Genomic DNA, 19,564 nt, shown 5'->3' with positions numbered 1-19,564 from the left:
CGCGCTGGGAAACCCGCCCCTTCTGCGGGATAATCGCCGCTTCCATCCGCCCGACCAGGCCACTCCCGGCCGGCATGGGCGCGTCCCGGTTCCGGAGAGCGCATGCAATACATCTACACCATGAACGGCGTCAGCAAGGTCGTGCCGCCGAAGCGTCAGATCATCAAGGACATCTCGCTGTCCTTCTTCCCGGGCGCCAAGATCGGCCTGCTCGGCCTGAACGGCGCCGGCAAGTCCACCGTGCTGAAGATCATGGCCGGCGTGGACACCGATTTCGTCGGCGAAGCGCGTCCGCAGCCGGGCATCAAGGTCGGCTACCTGCCGCAGGAGCCGCAGCTGGATCCCGAGATGACCGTGCGGCAGGCCGTGGAAGAAGGCGTGGGCGAAGTGCTCAACGCACAGGCCGCGCTGGAAGCCGTCTACGCCGCCTACGCCGAGGAAGGCGCCGACTTCGACGCGCTCGCCAAGGAACAGGAGCGCCTGGAGGCGATCCTCGCCGCCGGCGACGCCCACACGCTGGAAAACCAGCTGGAAGTCGCCGCCGACGCGCTGCGCCTGCCGCCGTGGGACGCGAAGATCGGCAACCTGTCCGGTGGCGAGAAGCGCCGCGTCGCGCTGTGCCGCCTGCTGCTGCAGAAGCCGGACATGCTGCTGCTCGACGAACCGACCAACCACCTCGACGCCGAATCGGTCGAATGGCTGGAGCAGTTCCTCGCGCGCTACACCGGCACCGTGGTGGCCGTCACCCACGATCGCTACTTCCTCGACAACGCCGCCGAGTGGATCCTCGAACTCGACCGCGGCCGCGGCATTCCGTGGAAGGGCAACTACACCGAGTGGCTGGTCCAGAAGGACGAGCGCCTGAAGCAGGAAGAGAACCAGGAAAAGGCGCGCCAGAAGGCCATCCAGAAAGAACTGGAATGGTCGCGCCAGAACGCGAAGGGCGGCCGCTCCAAGGGCAAGGCGCGCCTCGCGCGCATGGAAGAGCTGCAGTCGGTCGATTACCAGCGCCGCCAGGAAACCAACGAGATCTTCATTCCGCCGGGCGAGCGCCTGGGCAACAAGGTCATCGAGTTCAAGAACGTCAGCAAGAAGTTCGGCGACCGCCTGCTCATCGACAACCTGTCCTTCTCGGTTCCGCCGGGCGCGATCGTCGGCATCATCGGCCCCAACGGCGCTGGCAAGTCGACGCTGTTCAAGATGATCACGGGCCAGGAAAAGCCGGATTCGGGCGAGATCGACATGGGCTCGACCGTCAAGCTGGCCTACGTCGACCAGAGCCGCGACAAGCTGGAAGGCAACCACAACGTGTTCCAGGAAGTCTCCGGCGGCCTGGACATCCTCAACATCAACGGCATCGAGATCCAGTCGCGCGCGTACATCGGCCGCTTCAACTTCAAGGGCCAGGACCAGCAGAAGATGGTCGGTTCGCTGTCGGGCGGTGAACGCGGCCGCCTGCACATGGCCAAGACGCTGCTGCAGGGCGGCAACGTGCTGCTGCTCGACGAACCGTCCAACGACCTGGACATCGAAACGTTGCGTGCGCTGGAAGACGCGCTGCTGGAGTTCCCGGGCAACGCGTTCGTGATCTCGCACGATCGCTGGTTCCTGGACCGCATCGCCACCCACATCCTCGCCTTCGAAGGCGACTCGCACGTGGAGTTCTTCCAGGGCAACTACCGCGAGTACGAGGAAGACAAGAAGCGTCGCCTCGGCGCCGAAGGTGCGCAGCCGCATCGCCTGCGTTTCAAGGCACTGAAGTGACGAACCGGCGCGTCCGCGCGTAGCGCGGGCGCCTTTGCCGGTTCGTCATCCCGGCGAAAGCCGGGATCCAGTGTCGTTGCGGTTACGCGTCGGTCCTGCGGGCGCAGGATCGACGCGCGTCAACAAGATCCATCGAATGCCGAGGCCAGCATGACCTTCATGTCCTCCCTGAAACAGCGCTGGAGCGCCGCCGACTCGCTCGTCTGCGTCGGCCTCGACCCGGAACCGGCGAAATTCCCGGCGTCGTTCGCCAATGACAGCGATGCGGTTTTCGCCTTCTGCCGCGACATCGCCGATGCCACCGCGCAGTACGCCTGCGCGTTCAAGCCGCAGATCGCGCACTTCGCCGCGCTGCGCGCGGAGGACGCGCTTGAACGGCTGATCGCGCACATCCACGAACATCACCCCGGCGTGCCGGTCATCCTCGACAGCAAGCGCGGCGACATCGGCAGCACGGCGCAGCATTACGCGGCCGAGGCGTTCGATCGCTACGCCGCCGATGCGGTCACCGCCAATCCGTACCTCGGCCGGGATTCGGTGCAGCCGTTCCTGGATCGCGCCGATCGCGGCGTGGTCATCCTGTGCCGCACGTCCAATCCGGGCGCCGGCGACCTGCAGGATCTCGTCATCGACGGCCGCCCGCTGTACCAGCACGTCGCCGAAAAGGTCGCGCGCGAATGGAACACGCACGGCAATTGCTCGCTGGTGGTCGGCGCGACGTGGCCGGCGCAGCTGAAGGACGTCCGCGCGATCGTCGGCGACGACGTGCCGTTCCTGGTGCCGGGCGTCGGCGCGCAGGGCGGCGACGTGGAAGCGGTCGTCACGAATGCGAAGAGCACCGACGGCACGGGCCTGATGGTGAGCAGTTCCCGCGCGATTCTGTATGCGTCGAAGGGCGCCGATTACGCGGAAGCGGCCGCGAACGCGGCGCGTGAATTGCGGGACCAGATCAACCGGTTTCGTTGAACCGGCGTTTCGCTGTTCGCCTTTGTAGCCCGGGTAAGCGAAGCGCACCCGGGTCAGGCGTGACAGACCTCGGGTGCGCTTCGCTTACCCCGGCTACAAGAGCCGGTTGATCCGTTATTGGAACCCACTTGCTTTGCACGGTGCTAATTGCGTCGGACGAGGCAACTGCAGCGCTGCCCGGCACCGCCGATTCAACACGTTCGCTTCGTTGCCCCTCACCCCAACCCCTCTCCCGGCGGGAGAGGGGCTAGAGCGCCATGCCCCTCCTTCCGATGGAAGAGTGGCCCTACTGCGCCTTATCCCAGGAATCCCAACTTTGAGTTGAAGTTCTCGATCCCCGGGAAGATCGTGCCCACCTCGCCGGCCGGCAGGCCGAACCACTGCGCAAGCGTCGAGCCCATCTGGCTGACCGACATCGTCGGCACCATGCGGCCGCGGCCCACGGCCTGCGCGCCGTCGAGTTCCAGGATCGGGTAGTTGCCCCACACCTGCTGTCCGCGCAGCGCGCCGCCGTTGTTCGACGACCCGCCCATCACCAGCTGCACGCCGCCCCAGCCGTGATCGGTGCCGTTGCCGTTGCTGTTGAGCGTGCGCGCGAAGTCGCTCATGGTGAAGGTCACCGTGTCGTTGAGCGCGTTGATCTCCGACAGCGCGGTGCGGAACGCGGCCAAGCCTTCGGCCAGCTGCTGCAGCAGGCGACCGTGGCCGTTCGGCGCCATCTGGTTCTGGTGCGTGTCGAAACCGCCCAGGCTCACGAAGTAGATCTGGCGGCGATGGTTGATCGCCGAGGTACGCGCGGCCTTGATCATGCGCGCGACCATGCGCAGCTGCGAGGCGACGCCGCTGCCCGTCGGGAACACGGTGGCGATGTCGCCGCCGTTCTCCGGATCCAGCGCCACGCGCAGCGTGTCGTTGAGGTTGATCGCGCTGTCGCCGATGACGGCGTACTGGTCCTGCAGGATCGGGCTGTGCGAGGACTCGATGATCCCGCGCAGCGACTCGTAGCGGATGCGGTCGGCGGTGCTGTTGTTGTTGCGGAAGCGGTTGATCGTCGTCGCGCCGCCGGAGCCCATGGCGAACGGCAGCGTCGTGCGACCGAACTGGAACAGGTTGCTGCCGGCGATCGAGATCGACGGCGGCAGCGATTGCAGGCCGAGGTTGGACGCCTCCGCGCGATCGCCGAGCAGGCCGCCCCAGCCGGTGACGCCGGCGCGGTTGGTGTGGCCGCGCATCCACTGCTTCTGCTGGTCGTTGTGCGAATACAGGTACGGCGGCAGCGTTTTCAGGCGCTTGGTGACGTCTTCCTTGGTCAGCGGCACGGTGAGCGAGCCGACGTTCGCCAGGAACGACAGCTCGCCCGCGTCGAACAGCGGCTTCATCGCCGCGCACGAGGGGTTCAGGCCCCACACCTTGCCGTTGGTGTCGGCCACCTGCACCAGCGCGTCGCGCGCATAGCCCAGGCCGAACGGATTGGTGGTGGCGTCGTACACGCCGCCGCGGCTGGTGAGGTACGTCGCATGCTCGGCCGCTTCGTGCGGGATCAGCATGTTGAACGAATCGCTACCGCCGAACAGGAAGATGCAGACCAGCGCCTTGTAGTCGTTGCCGGGCAGCGGCTCGGCGGCGAACGCGCGGCCGACGAGCTCCAGCTGCGGCATCAGCGCGTACGCGGCGCCGCCGGCGATCACGGCCTGCACGCGACGCAGGAACGCGCGGCGGTCTTCGCGAATGGGACGGGACATGACGGGCTCCTAGCGCTGGATCGCGAATTCGGGAGAGGCCATCGCCAGCAGCACCAGCGACTTGGCGCGGTTGGCGGCGGAATCCTTGGCCGTGGCGAGGCGGTCGAGCATGGACACCATCGCCTGCGCGTTGGCGTTGCTCAGCGCTCCGTGGAACATCAGCAGGTTCACCTGCTGCACCATGCCGGCGTGGTCGTTCGCCTCGGCCAGCGTGGTCAGCTTGCTGAGGTCGAGGTACGGCGCGTTCGTCGTCGCGGTCGGCGCGGCGGCGGCGTTGTTCCACACCAGCGAATCGTGCTGGTTGAGCATGCTCAGGTACGTCGCCTCGGTGAGGATCTGGAACTCCGGCGCGAACATGCCCTGCACGCCGTCGGCGGCCGGCAGGCGGTAATCGGGCTCGAAGAAGTTGAACACCGACGGCGCGCGCTGCGAGTCCTGCTGCAGCGAGTTGGCGAGGTCGCCCGCGTTGGAGAAGGCGAACTTCACCTCCCCCATCGCGCTGGGCACGTACTTCGCGTCGAACGCGCGCCACAGCGTGGCGAGCTTCACCAGCGGCTCGCGCGGCTTGCCGTACGACGCGTCGGTCGGCGGCATGCGCGCTTCGGTGTCGAGCAGGATCGCGCGGATCACCTTGCCCATGTCGCCGGTGCTGGTCGTCCACACGTTGGCGACGCGCTCGACGTACTGCGGGCTCGGGTTGCTGGTGACGAAGCGCTGGATCAGCTGCCGGCTGATGAACGGCGCGGTGTTGCTGTGGTTGGCCAGCGCGTCGAGCGTCTTGCCCATGCTCGCCACGCAGTTGTTGCCTTCGCTGACGACGATGCCGTCGAAGATCTGCTTGGGCTGGTCGTCATGAAACGCGGTGTGGCATTCCATCGGCGCGTAGCTGGTGTTGTCGCCGCGGCCGAACTGCGCATCCGTCTGGCCCGCGTAGGTCCAGCCGGTGAACACGCGCGCCATCGCGCTCACGACCTGCTCGTCGTAGGTCGGGATGGTCTGGCCGTTGGCGTCCAGCACCGGGCTGAAGTCCTTGTTGCGCTTCACCAGGCCGATGGAGAACAGCTGCATCACCTCGCGGCCGTAGTTCTCGTCCGGCGTGATGTTGCGGCGCGGATCGGCCTTGCGGTTGCCGACGTGGCTGAGGAAGTAGCCCATCGCCGGATGCACGGAAACCTTCTCCAGCAGCGCGCGGTAACTGCCGAACGCGCCGCGTGCGAGCGTGTCCTGGTAGTCGGCGATGCGGAACACGGTCGCATTGCCGTCGGCGACTTCGCGATCGGACACCACCATGATCTCGCTCAGCGCGAAGGCCATGCGCATGCGCAGCTGGTCCGGCGCATTCGCCGCCTGCCACAACCAGTAATTGCGACGATGCTGCGGCGTCGGCGTGGTCACGCCGTTGGCGACCAGCTGCTGCAGGTGCGGCAGCATGAGCGTCGGCGTCTGCGCGAGCTGTTCGTCGATCCAGCGCTTGTAGCCGATCTGCTTCAGCCGCGCGATCTCGGTCGCCGTCGGGCCGAACGTCGCCTGCGTCAGGAAGCGCGCGGCGTCGGCGTTGGTCGCCGGGATGTCGGGATACGGCGCCGGCGGTTTCGGCGCGGTCGGCGTACCGCCGCCGCCACCGCCGCTGGCCGGCGGCGGCGTGCCCCCTTCGTCGCCGCCACCGCCCCCGCCGCCGCACGCGGCAAGCACGCACAGCGCGAGCGCGAGCATGCCGGCCCGCGCACCCTGCCTGATGTTCATCGGTTTTCCCCTGTCGGCCGCGAGCACGCGGCGAGCGGTGCGCAAGGTAGCGCCCGCCTCGCTTCCACAATCGGCGGTCCGTCCGCTTTTGAAGATGCTGAACGTGACGGCGTCCACAAGTCCGGCAGGAAATGTGTGCAACGCGTGACGAAGCCGCCATCCAGCGACAAGAAACTGGAGCGGACCCATCTCCGGCCTCACGCCGCGCGGGCGACGATTTCCCGATGCTGGGCCCACCGGCGCGGGCTAACCTCCCCGGTTCCCCTGCACTTCCCGCCCCAGGATTCCGCCATGGCCCGCCCCGCTCCGCTGGACTCGCTGTTCAGGCTGCGCCAGCACGGCACCGACGTGCGCACCGAACTGGTCGCCGGCGTGACGACGTTCCTGACGATGTCCTACATCGTGTTCGTGAACCCGAGCGTGCTGGGCAACACCGGCATGGACACTGGCGCGGTTTTCGTCGCGACGTGCCTGGCCGCCGCGATCGGTTCGCTGGTGATGGCCTTCGCCGCCAACTACCCGGTCGGCATGGCGCCGGGCATGGGGCTCAACGCGTTCTTCGCCTTCACCGTGGTCGGCGCGATGGGCTACACGTGGCAGCAGGCGCTGGGCGCGGTGTTCGTCTCCGGCGTGGTGTTCCTGCTGCTCAGCATCACCGGCGCGCGCGCGTGGCTGATCGCGGGCATCCCGCATTCGCTGCGCAGCGCGATCACCGCCGGCATCGGCCTGTTCCTGGCGATCATCGCGTTGCAGAAATCCGAGCTGATCGTCGGCGACCCCGACACGCTGGTGGCGCTGGGCGATCTGCGCGAACCCGAGCCGCTGCTCGCGGTCGCGGGTTTCCTGCTGATCGCCGTGCTCGAAGCCTGGCGCGTGCGCGGCGCGATCCTGATCGGCATCCTCGCCGTCACCGCCGTCGCGCTGGTGTTCGGGCGCGTGCAGTACCACGGGATTATCGACGTGCCGCCGAGCCTGGCACCGACGTTCATGCAGCTGGACATCCGCGGCGCGCTCGGCGGCGGCGACGGCTTCTCGATCGCGGCGATGCTGCACGTGGTGATCGTGTTCGTGCTGGTGGAGGTGTTCGACGCAACCGGCACGTTGATGGGCGTCGCGCGCCGCGCCGGCCTGCTGCCGCCGGATGATGCATCGGCCGCGCAGCAGAAGCGGTTCGGCCGCGCGTTGTTCGCCGACAGCACGGCGATCCTGGCCGGCTCCATGCTCGGCACCAGCAGCACGACGGCGTACATCGAAAGTGCGTCCGGCGTGCAGGCCGGCGGCCGCACCGGGCTGACGGCGCTCGTCGTCGCCGCACTGTTCCTGCTTGCGCTGCTGTTCTCGCCGCTGGCCGGCATGGTGCCGCCCTACGCGACCGCGCCGGCGCTGTTGTTCGTCGCCGGGCTGATGCTGCGCGAGCTGGGCGACGTGCACTGGGACGACCTCACCGAAGCGATCCCTGCCGCGTTGTGCACGCTGGCGATGCCGTTCACCTACTCGATCGCGAACGGCCTCGCCTTCGGCTTCATCGCCTATGCCGTGCTGAAACTCTTCACCGGTCGCGCGCGCGAAGTGCACGCGGCGGTGTGGGTGGTGGCGGGGCTGTTCGTGGTGCGGTTCGCGTTGGAGTAGACCTCAGCGCCGCGCTTTCGCTTTCAGGTACGCCACCGGGAACCGGAGCCAGATCGCCGCGAACACCGCCGCACTCATGCCCGCGCTGCGGCGCGGCGCCTCGAACTTGCGGTAGTAGCGCCACAGGCCACGATGCTTGTGCCATTCGACGAAGAACGGTCGCGAGCGGCTCGACACGCCACGCACGTGCAGCACGCGTACGTGGTTGGCGACGGCGACCAGCGCGCCGGATTCGCGCGCACGACGCGAGAGGTCGAGGTCTTCGGCGTGCAGGCGATAGCCTTCGTCGAAACCGTGCAGGCGCTCGAACAGCGCGCGCGGCATGAGCATCAGCGCACCCGACACCGCCTCGACCTGCTGGAGCGCGCGCGTGTCGTCGATGGGAAGTTCGAGCTTCGGCGCGGGCGTGCCGCCGAGCGCGGCGGAGAGCATCGCGCCGAAGTCGGGGTCGCGGCGTCGTGCGGCGCCGTCGCGCACGCCACCGTCGTCGACGAGATCGGCACCGAGCAGCGCCTCGCCCTGGTGCGCGGCGAGCGCACGCAGGCGCGATAGCGTGTCGCGTTCGACCATGCAATCGGGATTGACGAACGCCAGCCATTGCACGCCCGCCTCCACATCGCGCGCGCCCTGGTTGCAGGCCATGCCGAAGCCGGGGTTGTCCGGGTTGGCGATGAAGCGCACGCGCGCGTCGCTGCTGGCATGGCGCTGCACGATCTCCAGCGTGCCGTCGTCGGAGTTGTTGTCGACCACGCGGATGGCGTCCACGCCGTCCGCCGCGCGCAGGCGCGCGAGGCAGTCGTCGATGGTGTCGGCGCTGCGGTAGGTCACCACCACCGCGGCGATGCCGGCGCTGGCGTCAGACGAAGAGATCACGTTGCGGTTCCGGTGGTCCGAGGTGTTCGAGCAGCGTCGCCAGCTGCACGCGCGAGGCGCGCAGCGGATCCTGCATGAGGTAATGCGCGAGCCGCGCGTGCCAGTCGGGCCAGCGCGCGGCGAGCGCGTCCATGTCGCCATCGAACGGCCCGCCCTCGCCACGGCGTGCGACGAAGGCGGTATCGCACAGCGCGTTGCGCCAGCCCAGGCCCGCGAGCCGCAACGACAGGTCGATCAGCGCGGCGTACCACGACGCGTAGCTGCTCGCGTCCAGGCCGCCCGCACGACGTCGCGCCGCGCCGCGGATGAGCACGGCGTGGCTCACCGCGGCGGGAAGTTCGGGATGCAGCGCGGGCATCGCCTTGGCGGCGCGCGCGATGCGTTCCAGGTCGTCCGGCACCGGATCGATCTCGCCGATGCGCGGCCACGCGGCGGCTTCGCCCGCGTTGCTCCACGGCGTGGCGGTGGCGATCGCGCCGTCGCTCGCCAGCCCGGTCGCCAGGCGCGACAACCAGCCCGGTGCGGGAATCGCATCGCTCGCGAGCACGGCGACGTCGGCATCGCCGCACGCGGCCAGCACTTCGTCCAGGTGTGCGACTTCGCCGACGCTGCGCTGCCGGCGCGTGTAATCGGCCTTCAGCGCGGTGCGCGCGATCCAGCGCTCGATGATCGCGTAGCCACGCGGGCCCGCCTGCGCGTCGTCGGCCAGCCACACCGGAGTGCCCGGCGCGGTGGCGGCGTCGAGGGCGGCCAGGCAGGCATCGAGCGCTTCGTCGTCCGTGCCGACCGGGACGACGACGATGGGCCCGACGACCGCCGGCGAGGCGGCCGCCTGGGTCACTGTTGCTGGCCCGGGCGGCGCGGTTTCTTCTGCAGCGGTTCCATCGCACGGAAGCGGCGCGTGTAGTCGTCCGTCAGGTCGCGCGTCTCTTGCGGATTGCGCACGATGGTCGGCGTGAGCAGCACGATCACCTCGTTGCGCGTCTTGCTGGAACGCTGCTGGCCGAACAGGCCGCCGATCACCGGAATGCGGCTCAGCCCGGGGAAACCCGACGCGCCCCGCTCGACGGAGTCGCTGATCAGGCCCGCGAGCATCACCGTGTCGCCGCTCTGCACGGCCGCTTCGGTCTTCAGGCGGCGCGTGTCGATGCGCACGTTGCCGTTGCGATCCGCCGTGGACTGGGCGCCGGGTGAACTGACTTCCTGCACCATGTCCAGGAACACCATGCCGTCCTTCGCAACACGCGGGCGCACTTTGAGGATGATGCCGGTATCGAGGTATTGGACTTGGCTGTAGGTGTTGTCGCTTCCGGTGGTCGGGTTGAACGTCACCGACGAAATCGGAATCTTGCTGCCGACGTTGAGTGTGGCTTCGGCGTTGTTTCGCACCATCACCGACGGTGTCTGCAGGAGTTGCAGGTCGGTGATCTCGTCCAGCGCGCTGATGATCGCCGCCGCGTTGCGGCCGAGGAACGTCCAGGACAGACCGCCACCACCTTCCCCGTTACCCGGCACGATGCTGCCTGCCAGCGTGCTCCACGTCGTGCGGCCCACCGCATCCGGCAGGCCCGCGTCGGTGACGGCGCGTTCGAAATACCAGTTCACGCCGTACTTGAGGTCGCCCGCGAGCTGCACTTCGACCACCTGCGCCTCGATGTGCACCTGCATCGGCATGACGTCCAGGCGCTCGATGACGTCGCGGATCGACTTCCACGCCGACGGGCTGCTGCGCACGATGATCGAGTTGGTTTCCTCCACCGCCGACACGCCGACGCGATCGCCGTTGACGTCCAGCGTGAGGCTCGCGTTGCCGGTCTGCTGCTGGTTCAGCGCCAGCGTGCCGTTGCCGCCGGTGCCGCTTCCGGACCCCGTGTCGCTGCCCAGCGTGGCGGTGCTGCCGCTGCCGTCGCTGCTGTCCTTCAATTCGACCGATTCCAGCCCCGGCATCAGCGACGGCGGACCACCGCCCTCACCCGACGTTCCGCCGCGTCCGGAGCCGAACACGTCGGCGAGACGATCCGCGAGGTCCTTGGCCTTGATGTACTTCAGCTCGTACGAATACAGCTGCACCGTGCCGCCCGCGCTGTCGATGCGCTCCAGCCACTGCTGGATGTCGTCCAGGTAGTTCGGCTGCGAGGTGATGACGAGCACCGCGTTGGCGCCGTCCAGCGGCATGAAACGGAACATGCCCGCGACCGGCGACTTGCTCTGCTCGCCGAACACTTTTTCCAGGTCCGCGACGACCTTCGTCGCCTTGCCCGACTGCAGCGGGAACACGCCGACCGACATGCCCGACAGCCAGTCGACGTCGAACACTTCGATCGTGCGCAGGTAGTTCTCCAGCTCGGCGCGGCTGCCGCCGACGGTGATGACGTTGCGCGAGTTGTCGACGTTGACGATGGCGTTCGGGCGCGCGTACGGCTTGAGGATCTTCTCCATCTCCGTCGCCGACACGTACTTCAGCGGCACGGTGCGCACTTCGAAACCGCGTGCGGTGCTCGCCTCGCCCGTGCGGGCGGCGACGTTGCCGGGCAACGCCTGGTCGCCCGGCACGATGTTGTAGCGGCCGCCGCTGTAGACCAGGCGCGCGTTGTTCCAGCCCAGCACCATCTCCAGCAGGTTGAGCGCTTCGGCCGGGCTCACCGGCTTAGGCGTGGCCAGCGTCACGGTGCCCTGCACGCCCGGCGCGATGACGTAGTTCTGGCCGAGCATGTCGCCGAGGATCGCCTTGACCACCGCGTGCAGCGACTCGCCTTCGAAATTGAACGTCGCCGAGCCGGTCGTCGCGCCCAGGCCCGGCGGCGGCGAGGCGGCGGCGCTGCGGTTGATCACCTGGCCGGTGCCGCGACGGATCTGCGGGCGTGCATCGCCGGCGTCGGTGGATTCGGGCAGCGGTTCCTGCGCCGTCGCGCCGCGCGTGCCGCTGGCGGCGCCGGGCTGCGCGGCGGAGGTGTCCGCTCGCCGGATGTTCGGCACCGGCGCGGTCGCGCACGACGCCAGCAGGCTGGCGATGGTCGCAATCGCGATCGCCTGCGCTAGGGGGCTTTGGCGGGTCTTGATCGAAGGGGAATTCATGCGGTCTCTCAAGGCGTCTGGGCCGGGGGTTGCGCGGATTGCTGCTGCCGCATCTGTGCACGACGTGCTTCGATCCGCTTGCGGATGGCTTCCATCTGCGCCTCCGGCGTCATCGGCGTGTTTTCGCTGGGCTCCGGCGCGGGCGGCGGCGCCGGCGTCTGGGCGTTGTTGTTCGCGTTGCGGTTGGGCGAGGCGTTGTTGCCGACGGGCCGTGCGTTGGCGGGAACGTTGCGGCCACCGTTGGCCGCCGCCGCGTTCGCCGCGGCGGGCGGCACCGGCACGCCTACCGGCTGCGTGCGGTTCGCGCCCGGCGCATTGCTCACCGCGGTCGGCGGCTGGCCGCCCTGGCCGTCGAACACGCGCAGGGTCATCTCGCGCCGGCCTTCCGGACCTTCGAACACCGCACTGCGCGCGTCGAGCGAGGTCAGGCGCCACGCGGGATGCGATTCGGGCACTTCGCCGAGCTTCACGCGCACCGATTCGCTGCCGTCGGCCGGCTGCAGGATCGCCATCTTCAGCGTCGGCGTGATCAGCACGCTGGTCAGCACGTAATCGAACGCCGTCTGCTGGCTTTCGCCTTCGCCGCCGCCCTGCAGGAAGAACGGCTTGGGCTGGCGATCCTGCGAGAACAGCGGGCGCTGCGCGATCGCGGCGTACTGCGACAGCGGGCCGAGGCGCTGCGCCGCCGGCGGGCGCGCATTGGGCAAGGGACGCAGCAGGCCGGGATCGGCGTCCAGCGCCTGCGCATGCCGGCCCATGCCGAGCACCGCCAGCAGCCAGGCGATCACCGCCCAGCCCGCGACGGTGGCGAGCAACCAGGTGCGCGGACCGGCGTCGTCAAGGCGCACGCGGTACCTCCGACACGTTGGGCAACGGACGCAGGTAGCCGTAGAGATCGAACGTCACGTCCAGGCCGCCGTCGCCGCTGGGCTGGTTCGCGCCCGGCAGGAAGTAGCCGCGCGAGGACAGCAGGTTGAGGTTGCCGACGAACAGCCGCGGCGAACCGCTTTCCAGCGCGTAGAGCACGCTCATCAGTTCCGGCGTGCCGCAGCGCAGGCGCACCTGCACGATCACGCGCGCATAGCGGTCGCGACGCGGCTCGCTCAGCGGCGAACGGTTGCTGATCGCGCAGCTGCGGTTGCCCGGGCTCGCTTCGGCGACGACGCGCTCCAGCCGCTGCACGAGCCCGGCCGTCGCCAGTTCCGCGCTGCTTTCCGGAAGGAAGCCCGGCGAACGCGCCTGCTGCGCGCGCACCTGCGCGAGTCGCTGCTGCACCTGCGGCGCCTGCTGCAATTGCATGCGCTGGCGCAGTTCGCGCTGCTGCAGGCTTTCGACGCGGTCGTTGGCTTCCAGCATCGGCGCGGTGAACCACGGATGCACGAGCACCAGATAGCCCAGCAGCAACGCGGCGAGCAGCAATCCGAGCGCGAGCCACTGGTCGCGACCGATGCGGGGCGGCGCTGTGGCCGACGGCGCCTGCGGACGGGCGTGCGTCGGATCAACCGCCATCGGCGTCCTCCGGTTGCGGCGGCGGCGTGGTGCGCTGTCCGGTGGACGTGGGCGCGCCGAGTTCGGCGGTCAGCGTGAAGCGGTCGCGTCCGCTGACCGGATCGGGCATCAACGCGCCGGTGAGCGACGGCGCGCGCCAGAGCTTCGACCCTTGCAGGCGCTGCACCAGCGACGGCGCCTCGCGACTGAGGCCGATCATCAGCAGGTTGGTGTCCTCGATGGCGAGCTTTTCCAGGTACGTGCTGTCGGGCAGGCGCTGGGTGAGTTCGTCGAGCACTTCCACCGTGGTCGGTCGCTGCGCGCGCTCGCGGTCGAGGAAGGCCTGGCCTTCGATAAGGTCGATCAGCGCCTGCCGTTGCGCGGCGGCAGCGCGCGCGGCGGTCGCCTGGCTGGCGATGCGCGCTTCGAGTTCGTCCGCGGCGGCCCGGCGATTGGCGAGCAACTGCCACATCGTCGCGGCGACGGCGATGACCGCCAGCGCGGCGAGCGCGAGGTTCCAGTAGCGGAACGCATCGCCATGGCGGCGGCGCAGCGCCGGATCGAGCAGGTTCACGCCCAGCGGCTGGCCGTTCTCGGCGCACAGGTCGATGCCGGCGAGCGAGCCGGCCAACGGGCCCAGCGCCGCCACCGGCGCATCCAGGCGCTGGCGCGGAACGACGACGAGCTCGGCCTCGATCATGCCGTCGGCCTCGCGACGGCCGAGCAGGCGCGCATCGAAGGCGACGTTGTCGGCAGTGAACGGCGTCTGGCGGTCGATCTCGAAACCGACGACGTCGCGAAGGCGGTCGCCGGCAGCGGCCGGCAGGGTAAGCGGTCGACGCAGCCCGGCGGCGGCGGGCAGCAGCAGCCAGCGCGGAAGATCGGTGAGTCGCGGCGGAAGCAGCGTCGCCAGCGGATCGACGGGGGCGACGATGGCATCGCCATCGGGCAGCGCCAGCTGCGGGACGGCGCCGAGGTCGCGAAGGTCGCCGGCCTGCTGGAGGCGCAATTGCACCGCATCGCCCTGCACCTGCAGCAACAGGCGGCCGCGGTCGAAACCGAGCACGCGGCGCACGCGCGCCGGCAGCCACGCGGCGAGGTTGTGCGCCCACCAGTGCGCGAACCCGCCCGCGCCCGGCGCGAGACGCGCCCCCAGGCGACGCAGCCGGTCCTGCGCCCAGTCGGCGGCAGGCCGGTTCTGTGGCCGGCTTTCGCTCCTTGCGTTCATCGCGGTGATGCTCCCTCCTCCCAGCGCAACGGCACGTACGCCATGCCAGGCAAGCCCCCTCCGCCCGTGCGAACCACCGCTCGCAGCAGCGACTGTCGACCGTCGGGGAGCCGCGCGCGGCTGTCGATACTATAGGTGCCGCTGCCGGCGCCGACCATGCTTGCGCCTGGCAGGGCGCCGTCCACCGGCAAGGCGCCGGCCGGTCGCCCGCGTTGTGCGACCAGGTCCGCGCCGTTCAAGCCCATCGCATCGAGCAGTTCTGCAGACGCATACGCCGGATCCGGCTGTGCGCGGCCGCTGTAGACCGTCAGGTCCGGCTCGAGTTTCGCGAACAGCGCCGGCGTCATGCCCAGCACCTGCAGCAGTTCGGCCACGCTTTCGAAGTCCGCGTCCTTGGCGCCGTACGGCCGGCCGGCGGCCTCGTAGTCGCCGTCCTCCGCGCCACCAGCGGGCTGCGTCAGCGGGTCGGGATCGCGCCAGTCCACGATCGCCCCGGCGATGCGCCCAGCCTCGGACGCCTCCACCCCATGGCGCTGGATCAGCGCGGCGATGAGCGGATGCGGCGCCTGGTTGAGGTCGAGCTTGCCGTTCTCGTCGACGATCTTCACCTCGACCTGCGCGTCGCCGAAGCGCCAGCGATGCGCCGTGCCGTCGGGCTTCCATTGCAGGCGCGCGTCCGGCAGCGCGACGCGCGTGAGCGAATACTCCAGCCCGGCACGCGCGGCGTTCGACGCGACCAGGCCGCGCACCAGCACGCGACCCTGCAGCGATTCCACGCGTGCGGCCAGTGCGAAGCCGCCAATCAACGCGGTGAGCAGCACGATCAACCACAGCACGAGGATCAGCGCCGCGCCGCGCGACGTCGATCGCGCAGTGGTCATCCGATGCACGGCGGTCATTGCGTCTGCACCGGCTGCGCGAAGCCGCTGATCGCCGGCGCGAGCGGCAACGACACCACCAGCGGCGGCCACGCCGCGCCGTTGCGGTCGATCATCGTCACTTCCACCAGCAGCGGCAGTTGTTCGGTGGCTTCCCACGTGTCGAGCCAGTCGCCGAGCCGGCCTTCCTGATCGAGCGCGCGATAGCGGAAACGCACCTCGCGCAGGCCTTCGACCAGCAGTTCCGGCGGACGAGGATCGCGTTCCTCCACGGTCGTGCCCGCCTGCACCATATTGAGCGCGAGCGTCATGCGCACGCCGTCGCCGGCATCTTCCACCTTGAAGTCGTGCAGGTACGGGCCGCCGCGCCCGAGGTAATCGGGAATATCGGCCACGAACCGCATGCGCTCGCGTTCGCCGATGAACCGCACGGCGATCGCGCGCGTCTGGTCGATGTCGAACGGAACCGGGCGCGCGCCGGTGAGGCGCGTTCGCAGAAAGCCTTCGACCGCGCGCATGCGCTCGCTGTGGTCGGCCATCGCTTCACCGCGCGCGGCGGTGCGCGTCGCCGCGCCCAGCGTGGCGAAGGCGAGCGCGAGGCCCGCGACGAGCAGCACCATCGCGATCAGCACTTCGATCAGCGTGAAGCCGCGCGATGAACCATGCACGCGCGTCATTGCAACGTGCCTCCGCTGCCGGCGGCGGCGATGCGCAGCGTGCGCAATTGCAGGCGTTGGCCGGGGCCGTCGCCCCACTGCATCGCCAGCGTGATCTCGAACAACTCCGGCCCACCGAGCGCCATCGGCTGGCCGCTCGCGGCGATCGCCGGGTCGCGCCACGGCGACACGCGCAGGCGCCAGCGGTAACGGCCCTGTTCGAATTCGCCATTGCGTTCGCTCCCGGCCAGGCGTTCGCCGACGCCGACCTGGTCCATCAGCGATTGCGCGTACATCGCGGCACGTCCGGCGTCCGCCGATTGCCGCACCTGCCGCGCCGAGCCGGACAGGATGCCCAGCAGCAGCGTCAGCGCCATCGCGAGCAACGCGAAGGCGACGATGACTTCGAGCAGCGTGTAGCCGCGTTGATGCGAGGAAAGGGAAATGGGGAATGGGCATCGCGGCGGCGCGTGTCCGCCTGCGCGTTGCGCCTGCTCGATGCTGCGCTGCGCGCGTGCCTGCTTCACGGCGAAACCTGCGCGCGTTTCAACTTCACCTCGCCCGTGAGCCACGCGACGTCGATGTTCCAGGCCGCCTGCCGCGCACCGAGCTGCACGCGGCCGCCGGTGCTCGCGCCATCGGGAAAGAACACGATCGCGCCTTCGCCGCGCGTCGGTTGCACTTCGCGCGCGCCGGTGAAGGTGATGCGCAGGTTCGGCGGCACCTTGCCGCCGCGGCCCATCGGCGCGGTCCAGGTGTGTTTCGCCGGATCGATCGTGAAGCGCTGCGGCGCGCCCGAGCCGATGGCATGGGCGCGGGTGAAGCGCAGCGCGGTGGAGACTTCCTTCGCGGTGGATCGCAGCTGCATGCCTTCGCGGCCGCCGCTCATCGCCGCCAGCGCGAGCACGCTGATGGCGGCGATCAACGCGATCACCAGCAGCATCTCCAGCAGGGAAACGCCGCGTGCGCGATGCATGGCAGCTCCGACGGGCCGCTTACTCGTACTTGATGTCGCCATCGACGCTGGTGCCGCCGGGCTTGCCGTCCTTGCCCAGGCTCACCAGGTCGAACGGGCCGCCTTCGCCCGGCGCGCGGTACTCGAGCGCATGGCCCCACGGGTCCTTCAGTTCGGTCGCCTTGGCGTACGGGCCGAGCCAGCCGTTCACGTCGCTGGGCTGGGTGACCAGTTCCTCCAGCGAGGTCGGCAGCCGGCCGGTGTCCATCTGGAAGGACTCGATCTTGCCGGCCATCGTCTGCACCTGCGCCTTGGCGATGTTGTAGTCGCCGCGATCCTTGCCGCCCAGCACGCGGCTGCCGACGAAGGCCAGCACGGCGCCGATCAGCACGATCACGATGATGATCTCGATCAGGCTCATGCCGCGCTGGCGGGCGGCCGATGGCGAACGGGTCAGGGAACGACGGTTGCGCATGGGGGTTCCTTTGGAAGGTGCATCTGGAAACAGGGGATGTTTACCCGAAAACGGTTGCCAGTGGTCTGACTGCGGGGGCCGATGTTCAGTTCCTGCGACGCGGGTGTGAAGGGGGGAATGTCGCCTGGGGTGGCCGGGGCGGTTCGTTCGGCGATCCGGTCCTTATAAGCGGGACATCGGCAGGCCGCGCGGCAGTCCCGCGTGAACCGCTCCGATGCACTCGCGCACGGCCATCCATGACGGGACGTTACCGGCTCCGGAATGCCCTGCCCGGCCATCCATGGCCGGGCGTTCGGCAGGCCACGTGGCAGTACCGCGTGCAACCGCTCCGATGCACACTCGCACGGCCATCCATGGCGAGACGTTACCGGCTCCGGAATGCCCTGCCCGGCCATCCATGGCCGGGCGTTCGGCAGGCCACGCGGCAGTGCCGCGTGCAACCGCTCCGACGCTCTCGCGCACGGCCATCCATGGCGGGACGTTACGGCTCCGGAATGCCCTGCCCGGCCATCCCTGGCCGGGCGTTCGGCAGGCCACACGGCAGTGCCGCGTGCAGCCGCTCCGATGCACTCGCGCACGGCCATCCATGGCGGGACGTTACCGACTCCGGAACGCCCTGCCCGGCCATCCATGGCCGGGCGTTCGGCAGGCCACGCGGCAGTGCCGCGTGCAAGCGCTCCGATGCACTCGCGCACGGCCATCCATGGCGGGACGTTACCGACTCCGGAATGCCCTGCCCGGCCATCCATGGCCGGGCGTTCGGCAGGCCACGCGGCAGTGCCGCGTAAGCGGCCTGCCTCACCCAATCGCATTGGTTAGGCCGTATAGCGGCATGAGCACGGCCATCACGACGATGCCGACCACCCCCGCCAGCACGATCGTCACCACCGGGACCAGGGCGGCGAGCATGCGGTCGAGGGCGATGGAGGTTTCCTGCTCGAAGGTTTCGGCCGCCTTCACCAGCATGGTGTCGAGCGCGCCGGATTCCTCGCCGACCTGGATCATCTGCAAGGCCAGTCGCGGATAGCGCTTGCCGCGGCCGAGCGCCGTCGAGAGCGCGACGCCGTTCTTCACTTCCTGCGCGGCGGCATCCACGTCCGCCGCCAGCACGCGGTTGCCGAGCACGTTGCGGCCGATGCCCAGCGCGGTGATCAGCGGCACGCCGTTGCGCACGAGCGTGCCGAGCGTGCGCGCGAGGCGCGCCGTCTCCGCCTTGGCGACGAGCCCGCCGACGAAACGGCGCTGCAGCAGCCATGCGTCGAAGGCTTCGCGGAACACCGGATCGCGGCGCTTGCGATCGAACCACCACAAGCCCAGCGCCGGCACTGCGAGCAGCACGATCCACCAGTCGCGCACGAACAGGCCGATGCCGAGCACGATCCTGGTGAACAACGGCAGCTCGGCGTCCAGGCTTTCGTACATCGCGCCGAATTGCGGGACGACGTAGCCGAACAGGAACAGCAGGCTGCCGCCGACCATCACCAGCAGGATCGCCGGATAGATCAGCGCATTCACCACGCGGCCCTGCAGCGCGCGCGTGCGTTCGAGGTAATCGGCCAGTCGCGCGAGCGTTTCCTGCAGGCTGCCGCCGGCCTCGCCGGCGCGCACCATGTTCACGTACAGGCGCGAGAACGTGCCGTGCTGGCGCTCAAGCGCCGTCGAGAGCGAACTGCCGCCGCGCACCGCATCGCGCACGTCGCCGATCGTGCGTCGCGCGGCTTCGTCTTCGGGCAGTTCCAGCAGGATGGTGAGCGCGCGATCCAGCGGCTGCCCGGCGCCGAGCAGCGTTGCAAGCTGCTGCGTGAACTGAACCAGCCGCGCGCCGGCGAACGGCTTGGGCTTGAACAGCCCTTTCCAGACCGACGCACTGGATGCCTCGCTCGCGAGCTTCGCTTCGACCGGCAAATGCCCCTGCTCCTGCAATCGCGCCACGACCTCCGCGCTGCTGCCGGCTTCCATCTGGCCATCGAGCAGCTCGCCGCGCGGGTTGAGGGCTTTGTAGTGGTAGAGGGGCATGGGTGGGATGGGAGTCGGGAGTCGGGGACCAGGGTTCTGCGATCCGGGATCTGGGTTTGCTTTTGCTCGTCATTCC

Annotated in this window: 17 protein-coding genes; 3 read left to right on the top strand and 14 right to left on the bottom strand. The window is 69.3% G+C overall.

From position 1 onward, the window contains the following. Nucleotides 1-102: 102 nt before the first annotated feature. Complete coding sequence (ettA, locus tag LA521A_RS03600; protein WP_281781014.1) at nucleotides 103-1,764, top strand: energy-dependent translational throttle protein EttA; 1,662 nt, start codon at nucleotides 103-105, stop codon at nucleotides 1,762-1,764. Nucleotides 1,765-1,914: 150 nt separating this feature from the next. Then, on the top strand, nucleotides 1,915-2,730 hold the full coding sequence (gene pyrF, locus LA521A_RS03595; protein WP_281781013.1) for an orotidine-5'-phosphate decarboxylase: 816 nt from the start codon (nucleotides 1,915-1,917) through the stop codon (nucleotides 2,728-2,730). Between the two features lie 296 nt (nucleotides 2,731-3,026). On the opposite strand, the gene LA521A_RS03590 is transcribed toward pyrF, so the two are convergent. Continuing rightward, the gene (locus LA521A_RS03590; protein ID WP_281781012.1) at nucleotides 3,027-4,472 is read right to left on the bottom strand and encodes a DUF1501 domain-containing protein; all 1,446 of its coding nucleotides are present in this window, start codon (nucleotides 4,470-4,472) and stop codon (nucleotides 3,027-3,029) included. A gap of 9 nt (nucleotides 4,473-4,481) precedes the next feature. Then, the gene (locus LA521A_RS03585; protein WP_281781011.1) at nucleotides 4,482-6,215 is read right to left on the bottom strand and encodes a DUF1800 domain-containing protein; all 1,734 of its coding nucleotides are present in this window, start codon (nucleotides 6,213-6,215) and stop codon (nucleotides 4,482-4,484) included. A gap of 291 nt (nucleotides 6,216-6,506) precedes the next feature. Here LA521A_RS03585 and LA521A_RS03580 point away from each other — a divergent pair, with 291 nt between their 5' ends. After that, entirely contained in the window at nucleotides 6,507-7,844 is a 1,338-nt protein-coding gene (locus LA521A_RS03580) for an NCS2 family permease (RefSeq protein WP_281781010.1), read from the top strand. 3 nt (nucleotides 7,845-7,847) lie between these two features. On the opposite strand, the gene LA521A_RS03575 is transcribed toward LA521A_RS03580, so the two are convergent. From LA521A_RS03575 to xpsF, 12 genes are all read right to left on the bottom strand, one after another. After that, a complete protein-coding gene (locus tag LA521A_RS03575) occupies nucleotides 7,848-8,714 on the bottom strand; it encodes a glycosyltransferase family 2 protein (RefSeq protein WP_281782179.1) in 867 nt (288 codons plus the stop codon). Then, nucleotides 8,701-9,558 carry a glycosyltransferase gene (locus LA521A_RS03570; protein ID WP_281781009.1) on the bottom strand — a complete coding sequence of 286 codons (858 nt, stop codon included), beginning with the start codon at nucleotides 9,556-9,558 and terminating at the stop codon, nucleotides 8,701-8,703. Before LA521A_RS03570 ends, LA521A_RS03575 begins: the two co-directional genes overlap by 14 nt. Next, a complete protein-coding gene (gspD, locus tag LA521A_RS03565; protein ID WP_281781008.1) occupies nucleotides 9,555-11,792 on the bottom strand; it encodes a type II secretion system secretin GspD in 2,238 nt (745 codons plus the stop codon). The genes LA521A_RS03570 and gspD overlap by 4 nt, the downstream gene beginning before the upstream one ends. 8 nt (nucleotides 11,793-11,800) lie before the next feature. Further along, nucleotides 11,801-12,640, bottom strand: coding sequence for a type II secretion system protein, XpsN-like (locus tag LA521A_RS03560; protein ID WP_281781007.1), 840 nt, complete (start codon nucleotides 12,638-12,640; stop codon nucleotides 11,801-11,803). Beyond that, complete coding sequence (gene gspM / locus LA521A_RS03555) at nucleotides 12,630-13,301, bottom strand: type II secretion system protein GspM (protein WP_281781006.1); 672 nt, start codon at nucleotides 13,299-13,301, stop codon at nucleotides 12,630-12,632. Before gspM ends, LA521A_RS03560 begins: the two co-directional genes overlap by 11 nt. Next, complete coding sequence (locus tag LA521A_RS03550) at nucleotides 13,291-14,508, bottom strand: PilN domain-containing protein (protein WP_281781005.1); 1,218 nt, start codon at nucleotides 14,506-14,508, stop codon at nucleotides 13,291-13,293. Before LA521A_RS03550 ends, gspM begins: the two co-directional genes overlap by 11 nt. Then, nucleotides 14,505-15,389, bottom strand: coding sequence for a type II secretion system minor pseudopilin (locus LA521A_RS03545; RefSeq protein ID WP_281781004.1), 885 nt, complete (start codon nucleotides 15,387-15,389; stop codon nucleotides 14,505-14,507). The genes LA521A_RS03550 and LA521A_RS03545 overlap by 4 nt, the downstream gene beginning before the upstream one ends. A gap of 14 nt (nucleotides 15,390-15,403) precedes the next feature. After that, on the bottom strand, nucleotides 15,404-16,063 hold the full coding sequence (locus tag LA521A_RS03540) for a prepilin-type N-terminal cleavage/methylation domain-containing protein (protein ID WP_281781003.1): 660 nt from the start codon (nucleotides 16,061-16,063) through the stop codon (nucleotides 15,404-15,406). Then, nucleotides 16,060-16,569, bottom strand: coding sequence for a type II secretion system protein XpsI (xpsI, locus tag LA521A_RS03535; protein ID WP_425494558.1), 510 nt, complete (start codon nucleotides 16,567-16,569; stop codon nucleotides 16,060-16,062). Before xpsI ends, LA521A_RS03540 begins: the two co-directional genes overlap by 4 nt. Further along, nucleotides 16,566-17,060, bottom strand: a complete 495-nt coding sequence (gene xpsH / locus LA521A_RS03530; protein WP_281781002.1) for a type II secretion system protein XpsH — start codon at nucleotides 17,058-17,060, stop codon at nucleotides 16,566-16,568. Before xpsH ends, xpsI begins: the two co-directional genes overlap by 4 nt. Beyond that, the gene (gene gspG / locus LA521A_RS03525; protein WP_281781001.1) at nucleotides 17,038-17,472 is read right to left on the bottom strand and encodes a type II secretion system major pseudopilin GspG; all 435 of its coding nucleotides are present in this window, start codon (nucleotides 17,470-17,472) and stop codon (nucleotides 17,038-17,040) included. The genes xpsH and gspG overlap by 23 nt, the downstream gene beginning before the upstream one ends. A 798-nt stretch (nucleotides 17,473-18,270) precedes the next feature. Then, on the bottom strand, nucleotides 18,271-19,488 hold the full coding sequence (xpsF, locus tag LA521A_RS03520; RefSeq protein ID WP_281781000.1) for a type II secretion system protein XpsF: 1,218 nt from the start codon (nucleotides 19,486-19,488) through the stop codon (nucleotides 18,271-18,273). Nucleotides 19,489-19,564: the final 76 nt, after the last annotated feature.

It is taken from the genome of Lysobacter auxotrophicus (assembly GCF_027924565.1).
Lineage (GTDB): Bacteria > Pseudomonadota > Gammaproteobacteria > Xanthomonadales > Xanthomonadaceae > Lysobacter_J > Lysobacter_J auxotrophicus.
The sequence above is the reverse complement of the archived record's forward strand: the minus strand, read 5'-3'. Positions and strand labels throughout refer to the sequence as shown.

Excerpts from the sequence above, each read along its gene's own strand:
- ettA (WP_281781014.1), top strand. The coding sequence starts at position 103 with ATGCAATACATCTACACCATGAACGGCGTCAGCAAGGTCGTGCCGCCG.
- pyrF (WP_281781013.1), top strand. The coding sequence starts at position 1,915 with ATGACCTTCATGTCCTCCCTGAAACAGCGCTGGAGCGCCGCCGACTCG.
- LA521A_RS03590 (WP_281781012.1), bottom strand. The coding sequence starts at position 4,472 with ATGTCCCGTCCCATTCGCGAAGACCGCCGCGCGTTCCTGCGTCGCGTG.
- LA521A_RS03585 (WP_281781011.1), bottom strand. The coding sequence starts at position 6,215 with ATGAACATCAGGCAGGGTGCGCGGGCCGGCATGCTCGCGCTCGCGCTG.
- LA521A_RS03580 (WP_281781010.1), top strand. The coding sequence starts at position 6,507 with ATGGCCCGCCCCGCTCCGCTGGACTCGCTGTTCAGGCTGCGCCAGCAC.
- gspD (WP_281781008.1), bottom strand. The coding sequence starts at position 11,792 with ATGAATTCCCCTTCGATCAAGACCCGCCAAAGCCCCCTAGCGCAGGCG.
- gspM (WP_281781006.1), bottom strand. The coding sequence starts at position 13,301 with ATGGCGGTTGATCCGACGCACGCCCGTCCGCAGGCGCCGTCGGCCACA.
- LA521A_RS03550 (WP_281781005.1), bottom strand. The coding sequence starts at position 14,508 with ATGAACGCAAGGAGCGAAAGCCGGCCACAGAACCGGCCTGCCGCCGAC.
- LA521A_RS03545 (WP_281781004.1), bottom strand. The coding sequence starts at position 15,389 with ATGACCACTGCGCGATCGACGTCGCGCGGCGCGGCGCTGATCCTCGTG.
- LA521A_RS03540 (WP_281781003.1), bottom strand. The coding sequence starts at position 16,063 with ATGACGCGCGTGCATGGTTCATCGCGCGGCTTCACGCTGATCGAAGTG.
- xpsH (WP_281781002.1), bottom strand. The coding sequence starts at position 17,060 with ATGGCGACATCAAGTACGAGTAAGCGGCCCGTCGGAGCTGCCATGCAT.
- gspG (WP_281781001.1), bottom strand. The coding sequence starts at position 17,472 with ATGCGCAACCGTCGTTCCCTGACCCGTTCGCCATCGGCCGCCCGCCAG.
- xpsF (WP_281781000.1), bottom strand. The coding sequence starts at position 19,488 with ATGCCCCTCTACCACTACAAAGCCCTCAACCCGCGCGGCGAGCTGCTC.